The organism is Vibrio sp. SBT000027 (assembly GCF_963894355.1).
Classification (GTDB): domain Bacteria; phylum Pseudomonadota; class Gammaproteobacteria; order Enterobacterales; family Vibrionaceae; genus Vibrio; species Vibrio splendidus.
This window is the reverse complement of record NZ_CAWQGD010000001.1, coordinates 681,164-694,490: the sequence shown is the minus strand read 5'-3', so window position 1 is coordinate 694,490 and position 13,327 is coordinate 681,164. Positions and strand designations below refer to the sequence as shown.

The 13,327-nt window shown below is 43.8% G+C and carries 16 protein-coding genes; 9 read left to right on the top strand and 7 right to left on the bottom strand.

Annotated elements, in window-relative coordinates:
- Positions 1-49 precede the first annotated feature (49 nt).
- From AACU28_RS02935 to hutW, 4 genes are all read right to left on the bottom strand, one after another.
- Positions 50-592: an ATP:cob(I)alamin adenosyltransferase gene (locus AACU28_RS02935; RefSeq protein ID WP_054541822.1), complete on the bottom strand. Its 543-nt coding sequence runs from the start codon at positions 590-592 to the stop codon at positions 50-52.
- A gap of 113 nt (positions 593-705) precedes the next feature.
- Positions 706-1,236 carry a heme utilization protein HutZ gene (gene hutZ / locus AACU28_RS02930; RefSeq protein WP_004731858.1) on the bottom strand — a complete coding sequence of 177 codons (531 nt, stop codon included), beginning with the start codon at positions 1,234-1,236 and terminating at the stop codon, positions 706-708.
- A gap of 141 nt (positions 1,237-1,377) precedes the next feature.
- The gene (gene hutX / locus AACU28_RS02925) at positions 1,378-1,899 is read right to left on the bottom strand and encodes a heme utilization cystosolic carrier protein HutX (RefSeq protein ID WP_102511094.1); all 522 of its coding nucleotides are present in this window, start codon (positions 1,897-1,899) and stop codon (positions 1,378-1,380) included.
- Positions 1,900-1,956: 57 nt separating this feature from the next.
- Positions 1,957-3,366 (bottom strand): heme anaerobic degradation radical SAM methyltransferase ChuW/HutW, encoded by a 1,410-nt coding sequence (gene hutW, locus AACU28_RS02920; protein WP_121602306.1) that lies wholly within the window; start codon positions 3,364-3,366, stop codon positions 1,957-1,959.
- A gap of 160 nt (positions 3,367-3,526) precedes the next feature.
- On the opposite strand from hutW, the gene AACU28_RS02915 reads away from it, so the two are divergent.
- From AACU28_RS02915 to AACU28_RS02890, 6 genes are all read left to right on the top strand, one after another.
- Positions 3,527-4,336 (top strand): energy transducer TonB, encoded by an 810-nt coding sequence (locus tag AACU28_RS02915; protein ID WP_121602305.1) that lies wholly within the window; start codon positions 3,527-3,529, stop codon positions 4,334-4,336.
- A 2-nt stretch (positions 4,337-4,338) separates the two neighbouring features.
- Positions 4,339-5,040 carry a MotA/TolQ/ExbB proton channel family protein gene (locus AACU28_RS02910; RefSeq protein ID WP_017087354.1) on the top strand — a complete coding sequence of 234 codons (702 nt, stop codon included), beginning with the start codon at positions 4,339-4,341 and terminating at the stop codon, positions 5,038-5,040.
- Positions 5,037-5,450, top strand: a complete 414-nt coding sequence (locus tag AACU28_RS02905; RefSeq protein WP_017077389.1) for an ExbD/TolR family protein — start codon at positions 5,037-5,039, stop codon at positions 5,448-5,450. Before AACU28_RS02910 ends, AACU28_RS02905 begins: the two co-directional genes overlap by 4 nt.
- A 149-nt stretch (positions 5,451-5,599) precedes the next feature.
- Positions 5,600-6,490 carry a heme/hemin ABC transporter substrate-binding protein gene (locus AACU28_RS02900; RefSeq protein WP_121602304.1) on the top strand — a complete coding sequence of 297 codons (891 nt, stop codon included), beginning with the start codon at positions 5,600-5,602 and terminating at the stop codon, positions 6,488-6,490.
- A 125-nt stretch (positions 6,491-6,615) separates the two neighbouring features.
- Positions 6,616-7,653: a FecCD family ABC transporter permease gene (locus tag AACU28_RS02895; RefSeq protein WP_029222281.1), complete on the top strand. Its 1,038-nt coding sequence runs from the start codon at positions 6,616-6,618 to the stop codon at positions 7,651-7,653.
- Complete coding sequence (locus tag AACU28_RS02890) at positions 7,653-8,435, top strand: heme ABC transporter ATP-binding protein (RefSeq protein WP_121602303.1); 783 nt, start codon at positions 7,653-7,655, stop codon at positions 8,433-8,435. The genes AACU28_RS02895 and AACU28_RS02890 overlap by 1 nt, the downstream gene beginning before the upstream one ends.
- Before the next feature lie 396 nt (positions 8,436-8,831).
- Here AACU28_RS02890 and AACU28_RS02885 read toward each other — a convergent pair whose 3' ends face one another.
- Positions 8,832-9,293, bottom strand: coding sequence for a TetR/AcrR family transcriptional regulator (locus tag AACU28_RS02885; RefSeq protein WP_004731875.1), 462 nt, complete (start codon positions 9,291-9,293; stop codon positions 8,832-8,834).
- Positions 9,294-9,823: 530 nt separating this feature from the next.
- Between AACU28_RS02885 and AACU28_RS02880 the strand changes: the two genes are divergently transcribed.
- A complete protein-coding gene (locus AACU28_RS02880) occupies positions 9,824-10,123 on the top strand; it encodes a YfcZ/YiiS family protein (protein ID WP_004731876.1) in 300 nt (99 codons plus the stop codon).
- A gap of 39 nt (positions 10,124-10,162) precedes the next feature.
- On the opposite strand, the gene AACU28_RS02875 is transcribed toward AACU28_RS02880, so the two are convergent.
- Positions 10,163-10,462, bottom strand: coding sequence for a DUF1496 domain-containing protein (locus tag AACU28_RS02875; RefSeq protein WP_121602302.1), 300 nt, complete (start codon positions 10,460-10,462; stop codon positions 10,163-10,165).
- 101 nt (positions 10,463-10,563) lie between these two features.
- Between AACU28_RS02875 and AACU28_RS02870 the strand changes: the two genes are divergently transcribed.
- The gene (locus AACU28_RS02870; protein ID WP_102458308.1) at positions 10,564-11,163 is read left to right on the top strand and encodes a hypothetical protein; all 600 of its coding nucleotides are present in this window, start codon (positions 10,564-10,566) and stop codon (positions 11,161-11,163) included.
- A 176-nt stretch (positions 11,164-11,339) separates the two neighbouring features.
- On the opposite strand, the gene AACU28_RS02865 is transcribed toward AACU28_RS02870, so the two are convergent.
- Positions 11,340-12,446 (bottom strand): 1-acyl-sn-glycerol-3-phosphate acyltransferase, encoded by a 1,107-nt coding sequence (locus AACU28_RS02865; RefSeq protein ID WP_029222283.1) that lies wholly within the window; start codon positions 12,444-12,446, stop codon positions 11,340-11,342.
- Between the two features lie 175 nt (positions 12,447-12,621).
- Between AACU28_RS02865 and AACU28_RS02860 the strand changes: the two genes are divergently transcribed.
- Positions 12,622-13,248, top strand: a complete 627-nt coding sequence (locus AACU28_RS02860) for an AraC family transcriptional regulator (protein ID WP_121602301.1) — start codon at positions 12,622-12,624, stop codon at positions 13,246-13,248.
- Positions 13,249-13,327 lie beyond the last annotated feature (79 nt).

The window sequence follows — 13,327 nt, the reverse complement described above, 5'->3', positions numbered from 1 at the left end:
TAAGGATTAGATATTAGTTATTAAATATGAATCAATGTAGAGATCTTCCTTAAGATTTCTTTGGCATAGAATAGCTCTTACTCACAAATTCCACTTCTTCAACTTCATTGACATGATTGGTAAAAGACGCCAATGCATAGAGTGTGTTCGCGACTAAGTTGGCGTATTTGAAAAGAATCGGGTCTGGCGATTTTTTGCTTTCATGATGTTCAATGCTCACCAGTGCTCGCACGACTTTTTTAGCCTGACAACGACACAAGTGAAGTTCGCTGGACACTCGATGTCCGCCGGGTAAAACAAACCCTTTGAAACCACCTTCTAGCTGATCGCGAATGTGATGATAATCTTGCTTGAGCTCGACCAATTCAGACTCGGTAATGGCGAGTTTTCCGCGAACAGAGCCATTCAAATGGTAGATGTTTGGCTGCAAGCGTTGCAGGATCTCACGAACCTGAGGCTCTAGCTCTAAAGACAACACCAATCCAACTCGGCAACAAAGTTCATCCGACAAAATCTCAAAATCACAGATAGGGCTGTCTTCATAGATAAATGGGTAACAGAACTCGTCCCAATCTCGACTTACTGGTTTCACGTACCGATCCTTACACATAAATAGTCATCAAACGCCAATATACCAAACTCTTTGATTTAGACATAAAAAAGCCCTCACATTGGAGGGCTCCTGAAGAAATCAGTTAAACGAGATTACTCGTTAGATACTTTTTTGTGGCCTTCTTGTAGGTGAACGAAGTCCACCAGATCATCACCAGACACTTGGTATGCCTGACCAAAGCCTTTAACGAATAGGCCGTTCTCTGCTTTAAGGTTGAATAGAGAGAAGTCTTGAAGTTGGCTCAAACCATCAATGATCTCACCAAAGCGTTCTTGCATCTGGCCGATCACTTGAGTCCAAAGTTCCGTTTCACGCTCAACAACACTTGCTTGCGCGTCAAACGTTAGACGCTTGCGTGCGTAAAGCTGCTTCGAGCTCTCTTCATCTTCAATCATCATCAAAGAGACTTGAGGGTTCGCTTTCAAGTTACGAGCATGACGAGCAATATCAGAAATTAGAACAAAGTAACCTTCTTGGTTCTGAACGAAAGGCGCGTAACTTACGTTCGGGCGACCTTCTTCATCAACCGTTGCAAGTTGAAGGGTACGGCGCTCTTGGCGAAATTCTTTAATTTCTGGACCTAGGCGACCTTGTAGACGTTCTTGTTTTACTTGCTGTTCCATGGGTAATTCCTTTCTTCACTTTCTCTGATTTATTATTTTTGCCCGAGGTTGAGCGATCATTGGCGAACTAAACGATCCTCGAGCATTGATGTACTGTTTAAACGAGTTGGCAACCTTAGTTCAGCTTGCCGTTAATCGTGCTTAAGCTTGTTCTTTTAGTGCTTTGAAGCGTTCTACTTGGTCGGCAATAAGCTCACGCTTTTCATTGCGGCCTAGGTAGATCTTAAAAATGTTCTCGCCCGTTTCACTGAAGAAACCGAAGTAATGACTTTCACGACCCATGAACGCTTTGCTCACCAAACCGATCTGTTTAACGTTATCAAGTTTCAGGTGGCCATGAAGCTCGCCCTCTTTGCCCATTAGGTTGTAGTAACCACGTGCTACTTTGCCTTTAGGGAACGGCGCCTTTACTTCGAAGATTGAGCCAAATGAATGCATAATTGTGGTCACAGGACCCCAACCCACTAAACCTTCTAGAATCTCTTGAGCTCGGCTGCCATCTAGCATTACCGCCATGTCGCTTGGAAAGGCTGCTACTACTTCAACCTCTGAAACACCTAGCTTCTCAGCAATTGCTGTCGGCAGTAGTTTTGGCTCTTCTTCTAAAATTCGAGCTACGCTTTGTTCTAGAGTTTCTGTCATTTCTAATGTTGTATCTGTCATTGAATATGTTCCGTATAAACGAGTAATTTACGTAAGTTATAAACTAAAAATTCGATATTAAGCGTGCTTCAAGCTTGCATGCGGGTGAACGCCCGAACCTGACACTTTCGGCGCTGGGTGCATCGCTTGATATTCAGCGTTAAGCACTTGAATTACACTCTGCGCTAGGCTTACTGCCCAGAAGCTGCCAGCAATAGTCAGGCTCAGATAATCTTCTGAAAGCTCAACCAGACCATTCTTTTCCCAATGTGAGAACAGAGGCTTCAGATAATCGAACGTGTCTTGTCCCATAAAGGTCGGTAATGTGCTTCTTCTAACAACACCAGAATCAAAACCTGCCTTCAATGAAGAGAAGCTTGGCTCTAATGAGCTTTGCTTGGTCATCATGGCAATAGGCAATTGACCTTGCTTTATAGACTCCATGTAGCTGTCTAAAGTTCGATGTTGCATTACACCGTGGCCACCAATGTTGCCACCAGCGCCACAACCAATCGGAAAAACTTCGGCATAGGTTTTCGCTAAGCTGTTGTAAATGCTGCGTTCTCGATTATCACGAGTCCAGTGATTCACGCTTAGCTGCTTCACTTTATTTTTTGCCATGAACTCAACACCCGCCAAATACATGCTCGCCTTATCTGGCGTATTGGCCGGTGGTGGGATTTTTCCTTTCTCAACGAGATTCAGCATAGGAGCATTACCCCCAACAATCAGTTGGTAAAGGTCAATACCGTGAGCACCAGTAGACATGTAATCTTCTAAGTCTTGTTGGAACACTTCCATAGACTGGTATGGTAATCCGTACAGCAAATCCAGAACGATGGGAGCTTGCTCGGTACGGCTCAAAGCACTGATACGTTCCAACACCACTTCACGGTCATCTAAGCGCTTGGCGCTGCGTCGAACCTGAGTGTTAAAACTTTGAATTCCGAATGAGAAGCGATTGAAACCACCTTCAAGCGCACGATCAAACATCTCGTCGCCAAAGCGATTGATACGCCCTTCCAAGGTCATTTCCACATCGTTTGCTAGTGGGAAATATTGGCGAATAGCCTTGCCTAACTGCTCTACTTGTTGAGGAGACAAATCGGTAGGTGTTCCGCCACCAATATAGACAGCATGAAATAGTCCAGACTGAGCCCAAGGCGTTTTGGCTTTTTGCTTTAGCTCAACCATCAGCGCATCGAAATACTCATCCACTAATTTGCGGCTGGCGGCATTTTGGAAGAAATTGCAGAACGTACAACGCACACGACAAAAAGGAATATGGATATACAAGCAGCGCTTATCCTGTTTCTTCCCTTCACTCAGCATCAGTTCATCAAAGAGCTCCAACTTCTTGCTCGGGTCGACCGGTATTGAACTTCCTCCGGCATGGGCAGAATGCTTTTTAGCAAACGCAAAACGAAGCGGATCAGGGCTAGAAACACCCAAGATTGATTCGTCATACTTATAGATATTAAGACTCATATAATCTCTCTAAACACTTACATAGCAAAGTCTGGAAGACTATTCGCTAAAACTGAAATAATCATAAATAGACGCAAATGATAATGCAATTGATAATTGATCTTATTTAGATTCTAGGCAATAATCCGATACAGATTTTGGATTTGGTAAAGGATTGAGTATGGACGTTCCTAGATATGTTATTGCAGGCGGTGCATCGTTAGTGATTCATGCGGCGCTATTATTTGTTGCTCAAGAATCCAAAGTATTCGCGATGCCTGCAGGTAGCCAATCGAACACGGTATCGATCAACTTCACTCCCAAGAGCGCGCCTTCTCCAGCTCAACAAAAAACCATCACGGAGCCGGTTGAACCAGAACCAATCAAAGAAACGGTCTCACAAGCTGAACCTAAACCTGTCGAACCCAAGGCCGTTGAGCCAAAGCAAGCCAAACCGACGCCAAAGAAAAAAGCGATCACCAATAAGCCTCAACCCAAGAAAGTTGAGAAAAAGGTTGTTGAAAAGAAGCCGATTCAAAAGAAACCAAAGACAGAGAAAAAGGTCGTTAAGAAAGAACGCCCAGAACCAGAGCCAAAGTCCAAACCAACACCTCAACCAGAAAAGCTGGCCGACAAGAAAGTCGATAGAAATCTTGCTGAGTCTGCCAACCAACCTCAGCAAGTAAACCAAGGCGTATCAAACCAAGAGCCTGTGCTAGTCACTAAGCCTTCGTTTTCAGCTCCCCCTACTCCCCCGACTTACCCTCGACAGGCAAGACGTCGTGGTATTGAAGGGGTCGCAATTTATGAGGTCTGGTTAGACGCGGAAGGCAAACAAATTAAGCAAGCATTAGTAAATTCATCAGGCGTACTAATACTCGACAACGCCGCTTTAGACGCCATTAAAAAATGGAAGTTCTCACCCCACACTGTCAATGGTCGAGCGATTGCTCACCGAGTACAACTACCTGTTCGTTTTAGGTTGGAATAATCATGCAACAAATCAGTTACTTACAAGATCAACTTGGCTTAATGACTTGGCCTCTTCTTATCTGTTCAGCATTAACCGCAATGATCATCGCTGAACGTGTCTTCCAAGTGATGTTAAGCATTGGTGTTGGCAAACGCGCCATTCGCCGTGAACTCAATCAGATCTCGCCAACCAACAGCAAAGAGATTGAGGCTCTCGCTCAGTCTATTTCAGGTAAACGACCGCTGCTGTACAAGGGCGTCTCGATGTTGCTTGCTCACCACTCTTTTTCGAAAGGACTACGTGAAGATGCGGCAGGCATCTGGCTACAAGAAAAACGCCACCAGCTGCACGCAGGTTTAAGGTTGCTTGGTTTAATCGGCGTGATCAGTCCACTAATTGGCTTGCTTGGTACGGTGCTTGGTCTTATCGAGATGTTCAAAGGTGTAGCTGCTACCACCGGAAGTATTACACCTAACGATCTAGCTGACGGCCTTGGCTTAGCAATGAGAACCACAGCTGCAGGTTTGATGATTGCACTGCCTGCGATCTCAGGGTCTCAACTGCTTGGACTTTGGGCCGATAGGGTTTTGGCGCAGCTAGAACATACTTTGAATTATGTGAATGTGTGGTTAGAAGGCATGTCGATTCAAACTAATCAGTCTGACGAAACTAAAGATTCATCATTAAACAAAGTCGCTGTCGGTGATGCGAGACAAGCATGATTAAAACGCCCCACTCATCTCAAACACAAAGTTTAGCTCCGGACTTAACACCGCTGCTCGACATCATTTTTATCGTGATGGTTTTCCTGCTGCTGACAGCATCGGTGAAGTTGGAGTCATTAGAAGTCGAACTGCCGAGCTCTGATATTAAGAACGTTTCTGAAGTTCATAAAGATTCGATTAGCGTCAATATCTTAGACCACGAACCCTACTGGGCGATTAACGGCCAAGAGTACATCGACTGGGAAAACTTCAAGATTGCATTGCTAGAAGAAACAGGCACATCAGACAAGAAGCCGATCATCATTGGTGCAGATAAAGCCGCCAACGTTGAGAACCTAGTGAAATTGCTGTCTTTCCTTCAAGAGAACGGAATACCAGCGACTCAATTGCTCACTGAAGATGGCTAGAACAACTCTCTATTTTCATGAAGTTTGGCTCTTGATGACTAACACCAAAGAAGCAGAGCTAAACCTCTCTATCGATACGAACTCACAATGCGAACGGACTGCTCACTGAGAATCTTCGCGAAACAAGTAGATAATATAAAGAAATGATTATGAACAACTTAAACGTGCTCAATAAATTAACGACTAAGAGACATCTCCTTTCAGTAGCTGCAATGAGCTTGGCACTGACTGCGCCAACGGCAATGGCCAATGACGTAGAACAACCTCGAATCATAAGTGCGGGCAGTGCTGTGACTGAATTGGTTTTAGCTCTAGGTGCTGAAGAGCAGTTAGTGGCGATTGATGTGACCAGCCATTTCCCTCAAGCAGAGAACCTGCCGAAGATTGGTTACCACCGAAACCTTTCAGCAGAAGGCTTGATTGCTTTAGAGCCAACGACACTCATCGGCTCAGATGAAATGGGACCTGACAACGCGATTTCTCAATTGAAATCTGCCGGTGTCGATGTCGAGATCGTCAATACCGAAGCAAACGTTGAGGGGTTATTAAAGCGTATCGACCAAATCGCAAAAATTACCCACACCGAAGCTCACTCACAACAAGTCAAAGCTGAAGTAAATAAGAAGATTGCAGCACTAAAAGCAAACCAAGTACCCGACAACGAAGCGAAGAAAGTTCTGTTCTTATTATTGCATGAAGGTCGCCCGGCGAACGTTGCTGGCGGTGAAACGTCACCAAACGCGATCATTGAATTGGCTGGCGGTGTAAACCCTGCGGCTAAAAGCCTGACGTCTTACAAACCACTATCGATGGAATCACTCGTTGAAATGCAGCCTGATGTCATCTTGGTGAGTGGCCGCAGCTACCAAAAAATGGGCGGCGCTGACGCCATTCTTAAATCGCTGCCTATGTTAGCAGCGACTCCTGCTGGCATGAATAAGCAAATCATTACCGTAAAAGGCAGTGCATTAGTTGGCGGACTTGGCCTCGAAAGCCTTTCAGAAGCCAAGCGATTAAACGCTCTTATCTATCCGTTATAACTTATCTACCCGCTATAACTCAACTACCCTATTTCCACTGTTGCTTGCTTAATGCTCATCACCGTCTCGTTTTTTGCGAAGTTGGTGAGAAGTATTGAAGCGGGTGATAGACATTGAGGCTCTTTATGTTGCTACGATCCGTCCCACTGAAAACATCGATGTTAGGCCTAGGGGCTACCCTAGTCTTCGTCGCACTGTTCTCAATTACCGTTGGGCCAATGAACATTAGCTTAGCTGACAGTGCAGCGAGCTTACTCCAACCAAACAATGATTTAGCCCCACACATCAATTTAGTGATTCAAGAGATTCGCTTACCTAGAACTATTTTGTGCATGCTAATCGGCGCGATTCTCGCGTTATGTGGTGCGGTTATGCAGGGGCTATTCCGCAACCCGCTTGCTGAGCCGGGGATCATCGGTGTCTCTGCAGGCGCGGCATTAGGTGCAGCGTTGGCTATTGTTCTTTTCTCTGAACTCTCATTGCAATACCCGGCCTTCATGAATTTTGCGGCCGTTCCTGTGTTTGCCTTTTTAGGTGGCGCTTTAACCACACTCTTGGTCTATAAACTGGGCACGGGTAAATTCGGAACCTCAGTAACCATCATGTTGTTGGCGGGTGTGGCGATCAGTGCGCTCTCTGGGGCTGGTATTGGGTTCTTGAACTTCATCGCTGATGACCAAATGCTGCGTGATCTTTCGTTATGGTCGATGGGTTCACTAGCGGGAGCAAAGTGGTCAGGCATTTTGCTTGCTGCAGTTACGCTCGTAGCACTGTTTATTGTTTTTTACCGTCAAGCTATGTCACTGAATGCCCTGCTCTTAGGCGAGTCAGAAGCGCAACACCTTGGCATTCCAGTACAAAAACTCAAACGAAAGCTCATTCTACTGACAGCCGCAGGCGTTGGTATCACAGTGAGCCTGTCTGGCATGATCGGATTCATCGGGCTCGTTATCCCTCATTTAGGTCGTATGTTGGCAGGCCCAGATCACCGAGTTCTTTTACCATTGTCAGCAGTACTAGGCGCACTACTGCTAACAGCCGCAGACATGTTCTCACGCGTGGTACTGGCACCAGCAGAATTGCCTGTGGGCATTGTTACCGCGATTATCGGCGCTCCATTCTTCTTGTACCTTCTATTTCAACAGAAAGGGAGAATCCTTTAATGTTTCCTTCAGCGTTAAAAGCGACCGATATCGAAGTGAAGTTCGGCAGCAAAGTGATATTAGATGGCGTTTCTATTGAGATTGAGGCTGGAAAGGTAACCACACTGCTTGGGCCAAATGGCGCAGGAAAAAGCACGTTACTTAAAGCCTTGTGCCAAGAGATATCAAGCAACGGCGATATCCAATATTTTGGACACACCAAAGACAAGTGGCCTTCTCAAAAATTGGCGAAGCATCTGGCTATGCTACCTCAGCACAGTACGTTGACCTTCCCATTTTTGGCACATGAAGTTGTCGAGCTTGGTGGTATTCCTCTGCAAGAGTCCAACAAGAACCTCACCAACATCGCTAGTCAAAAAATGGATGTTGCCGATGTGACTCACCTGAGTGAAAGGCTCTACCCTTCACTATCCGGCGGTGAAAAACAGCGTGTTCATTTGGCTCGAGTGCTAACCCAGCTTCACTATTCTGGTGACCAATGTATCTTGATGCTTGATGAACCCACATCAGCACTGGATCTTGCCCACCAGCACAACACCTTAAAGATCGCGAGAGATCTCGCCGACAACCACAATGCCGCGGTTATCGTAGTTTTGCATGATTTAAACCTAGCCGCTCAATATTCCGACCGGTTAGTGGTATTGAAGGATGGACACTTAGTTTGCGATGGAAGTCCCTGGGAGGCGCTAAAGCCGTCAATGATTGAAGGCGTATACGGATACAAAAGTATCGTCGAAAAACACCCAACCATGAGCTTCCCTCAGGTTCATCCCGCACAATAAACGCAATCAAAAACTGGCGCATTTAGAGTATTCGTTCCTTCTAACGCCGACACCATTCAAAGCCTCGATTTAGTCGAGGCTTTTTTATTGGCTCACAGCCTCTCTCTCGCCTTAAACTCAATTTTGTTAGTAACCATAGCAATAAGCTACAAAACGGCTCACCCAGAGCGTTTGAGGCTCTAGAAATAAACATAATCAGTTAGTGTTGCTAAGCTTTTCGCAATTGAGGTGGAATGTAAGACTCGAGCGTAAGCATATAAAAAGAAAAGAAATAACTTCATTTGGCACAAAGCAAGATAGCAGAAGCGATATGAGTTCGAGAGAAAAAGAGAAAGAGAAAGAGAAATTTCAGACACAAAAAAAGCCCCCGTAGGAGCTTCTTTTATCGTGTGTTGATTACTGACTCATGCGAATCAATGACTTACCAATCAACCACTCTAGTTCTTTACCGCTAGTATCACCAAACTGAGTTTCAGTCAGCTTGTATAGACGGTCAATACCGTTTGCAGCGAACTCATGAGCGCTCTCAGCAGTAACGATATGATGGAAAAGTAAACGTAAAATTGCTAGGAACTCAGCGTCTTCAAGTGCTGCAACCCAGCTAGCTGAAAATGCGTCAAGGCCATTTTCAAAGTCAATGTGTTCCATAAACATCTTGAAAATACGACCGTCTAAAGCAGCAGTAAAATCCGTTTTCTTAGGAAAGTGATGACTAATACCTGTACGAGAAACGCCTGTTTGTTGACTCAATGTCGTGTATGACATCTTGTCGTAACCCAATCTCAATAGCTGGTCCACAACGGCATCCATGATCTTCTGGATCGTGATTTCTGTATCTTCTTTACTACGCTTTGGCATATTCAGGCTCTTCTCTTTGTAAATCCATCTAACTCAATCAAATGAAGTCAGAATGAAAATCGTTATCAGCATTATGTGAGCAAGATGTTTTTTCGCAAGTATTTAGAACTAAATGCACACAAATACTATGTACGAACAATTTTACAGTGATGTCTCTTTGGACACTTTGTCTAATTATTCTTCGAAAATCACCTTACAATCCTAAGTCGATAATTTTAAATAACGACTTCGAATATGAAATACCCAACGAAAAATTCATTGTATAAATACCTATCAAGCGATAGATAGTCTTATAAAATCATTCCTGACGCAACTAAGTGAATGATATTCTGACAAATTAATAACATTCCTTTTCAACAAAACGTGAGGTAAATCACATACATATTTATCGGCGCGAATGTAGATATTCATTAAACACCTTAACAAACAACATAGCATACCAGTATAAATTAGTTCAAAGGTTTTAATTTTTGTAGATACAGTTCAAATTGCTCGTTAGAATAACCTCAGACTTTGTAAGAGGATTATTTATGAGCCAAGATATTGGTAACAACGATGTATGTGAGGCTTGCGGTTGCGCAGGTGAAATTGGCTTCATCATTAAAGAAGGCGACGAGGTTGCTGAGGTAACGGTTTACGGCAACTCCAAAGCACTTATTGAAGCTGAATTAGCTAAGTACGTTGAGTTAGCAAAGCAGGTGTCTAGCAATGTTGAATTTGAAGCATCAGAGATGACTGAAGACAGCACAGAATTGCACGCACGCTTTAAATTTGAAGTAAGCGCTGAGAAAATTATTTTCGAACTTAAGACTCGCTCTCTAGCGCGTTAATATAAGCACTTATGCTCATATAATTAAAAGACGAGTTTATTACTCGTCTTTTTTTATTATTTCAACCCAACCTAGAGCACCATTGGTCTCAAAGTCATTTTCAGCCACACATTTAATCAAAACACTAGTGACCTCAACGATAGCACCAACACTATATGCCTTATCATTGTAATAACAAACTCGTTGCTGTGAAGTACTCTGAGTGACAACCACTGCCGCTTTTGCAGGCGTTGATATTATTTTATTAGCACTTACTGATATTGAACAAAACGCAGAGGTCAGAATCACAAAGCATTTTAGAATTTGATGCTTTATTCGAACCGAAAATTTACCTTTCATTGTCTCTTATTCCTTTCTACCTACCAACAAATGAGTAAAACACTATGCGAGAATAATTTTTTCTTTATAGTGTTAACGTCTATCGTAATAAGAAGCTTGTTATGCTCCGAATAATTGCACTTATTATTGGTTCTTTAACCATAACAAATGTGACTGCTGAACCACTCGATCAGTATCAAATATTGAACCATCTGGATAATTACGGAAACTTATATTTACGAAATAAGCCATACACATCACTGCCAACAGGGTTAATCGTTGATGGCAACCTCAATATTGAGAACACTGCGATTACCCGCCTACCCAAAGGATTGGAAGTAAACGGAAGTCTTAAAGGCGGTAACAGCCAACTCTCGCGGGTTCCCTCGGGAGTGAAGATAAAAGGCTATGCCGACTTGATTGGCAGTCAGATTACCAGTTGGCCAAGAGGTGTGAGAGTGGGCGGATTTATTAACCTCACGGATACTCCCCTCCAGAGCCTGCCCAATGGCTTTAGAGTGAAAGGCGACCTGAGCGTGATTCGTACGCCTTTGACAGAGCTACCAAACGGGATAGTGATTGATGGCGATTTATATATAGGCGGTTCTGGGATTACAACATTTCCCGATACCATGACAGTCAAAGGTAATATCTACCTCGGTGGTAACACGATTACCACGTGGCCAACCAGCCTAGAGCTTGGTGGCGCTGTCGCTCGCTAGTTCAGCCTAAAACTCTAATGCTCTGAAGCTCTAAAGCTCTAAAGCTCTAAAGCTCTAAAGCTCTAATACAGCAGTAGCAGTAGCAGTAGTAGTAATTCAGAAACAAAAAAGGAGCCCAAGGCTCCTTTTTCAATTCAATCAAGTTACTACTCAACTCACAAGCTAACTAACGCTCGTTAACCAATGTTCTTCACTGGATTCGCATAGCTGTCGATCAAGTACTGACGAGCACCTTGTGGCAAACCAGATAGTTTATCTTCAAACTCCTGCTTAACCGCTGCTGTAATCGACTCGTCTTCTTTTTCCGCTGCCAGCAAGTTTACTGGAAACAGTTTGTAGTTGTCGTGGATCTGGCGGTCGATCTCTTGAGCAAGCGCTTCAGGCGTATCAAAATCTTGATCGATAACCTGACCGAAACCAACATGAACACGTCCTTTATTACCGATGATACCTTGAATGATACTTTCGATATCTTCAAATTCACCCTTTTCGTAACTGCCGTTTACGTCTTTTTCAAAAAGCTCGATCGCTTTCGCGATGTCACATGGATCGTTTTCGTAAGAAATAGACACAGGAACGATCTTCAACGACTTCACGTATTCAGGGAAGGCAATTTTCTGCTTACGACCTTCAACGTGGAACATCTTCAAGATTGCTGGCTCAGTAAAATCATTGCCGTCTTTTGCACGGCCTTCCTTTTGAGCGATCCAGATAGAGTTACCCGTTTCCAAAGAATGCTTGATGTACGAAGACAACTGCCCTAGTGCTTTCATCATCTCACGCGGCCCTTTCAAAGAACGCTTTACAATAAAGCTCTTATTAAGGCGCATCAGTTCAGTCGCACATGGTTTCTTCAACAAGTTGTCACCAATTGCAATTCGGCAAGTTTGGTGATTGTTGTGATGCAATGCGTAATTAACTAACGCCGGATCCATAGCAATATCACGGTGGTTTGAAATAAACAGGTAAGCTTGACTAGCGTCCAGTGACTCTACACCTGTGTATGTCACACCATTCGTGGTTTTCGCTAATGTATCTCGCAAGTATTTCTTAACTTCAATCTGAATGGATTCAACGCTGGTCAGCTTGCTCCATTTCATTTTCAAGTAAACGCGCAAGATCGGGCTCATTAATGCTTTAAACCAAGACGCATGGTTTGAAAAACGATAGTGCAGAATCGCACTGATAAATTCTTCATCATTAATAAGACGGTTTAGTGCCGCTGGAATTTCATCATCGCCGTAAGGACGAATATCAACATATGGATCGGTCGGAGAGGTCATTTTTTAATTCAAATAATAAAAATCTGGCTCATTCTACGCGTTGTTTTGACTTCTCGCAGCTACAGAGTCCATACTTTTGACAAGGTCAGACCAGAAAGATTGAAAATACCCTGTTATTGTTGGCATTCTTGAAAATTAACGGTAATCTTGACGCCCCAAAATTAAGGTACTATCTATGAACTTCGCTATTGAATATACATCGGCTTACTTTTCACACTTGGTGATCACACCTCGCAAGAAAGTACTTAAACATAGCCTTGTATCGGTTCAAAGTGGCTTGGTTTTGATAAAGCTGGGTAAACAAGAGTATGCCGTCGAGCCAGGCCAGAGTGTATGGATTCCATATGACTGCCTAACATCACTGACCTACTTTCCAAACACCCAGGTTAATCGTGTCGATTTCTCAGTTCGTTTGACCGACTCATTCCCGAGACAAGCAGGATACATCACGCAAACCAACCTCTCTTCTGCGTTACTGGAAAAGTTGGAGCTAACCAAAGCTCGCTCTTCAAATGCCAATAATACGGAGCAAGCGTTTAAAGATATGCTTTCTGTTCTCAAGCAAGAAGTGTTGGCATTTAAGCCACTGCTTTGCGAAAGTGCTTTGTCTCAGCGATTCAATCAGTGGAACATCGATGACTCGAACCTACCGCAAGAACACACCTTGGTGATGGTAATGCGCGAGGCAAAGAAACGTATGCAGTCGGGTCAGAAACGTGCACTTGTGATTGATGATTTGTTCTCAGGCAAAGAAGAAGAGTTTGAACAGCTGTGCATGCTTGTTTTTGGTGAAGATTTATAGCTTAGCGATAAGTTATAGCTAATATGAAAGCAACAAACCAGATACTAAAAAGCCGCAAAAACTCAGTTTTTGCGGCTTT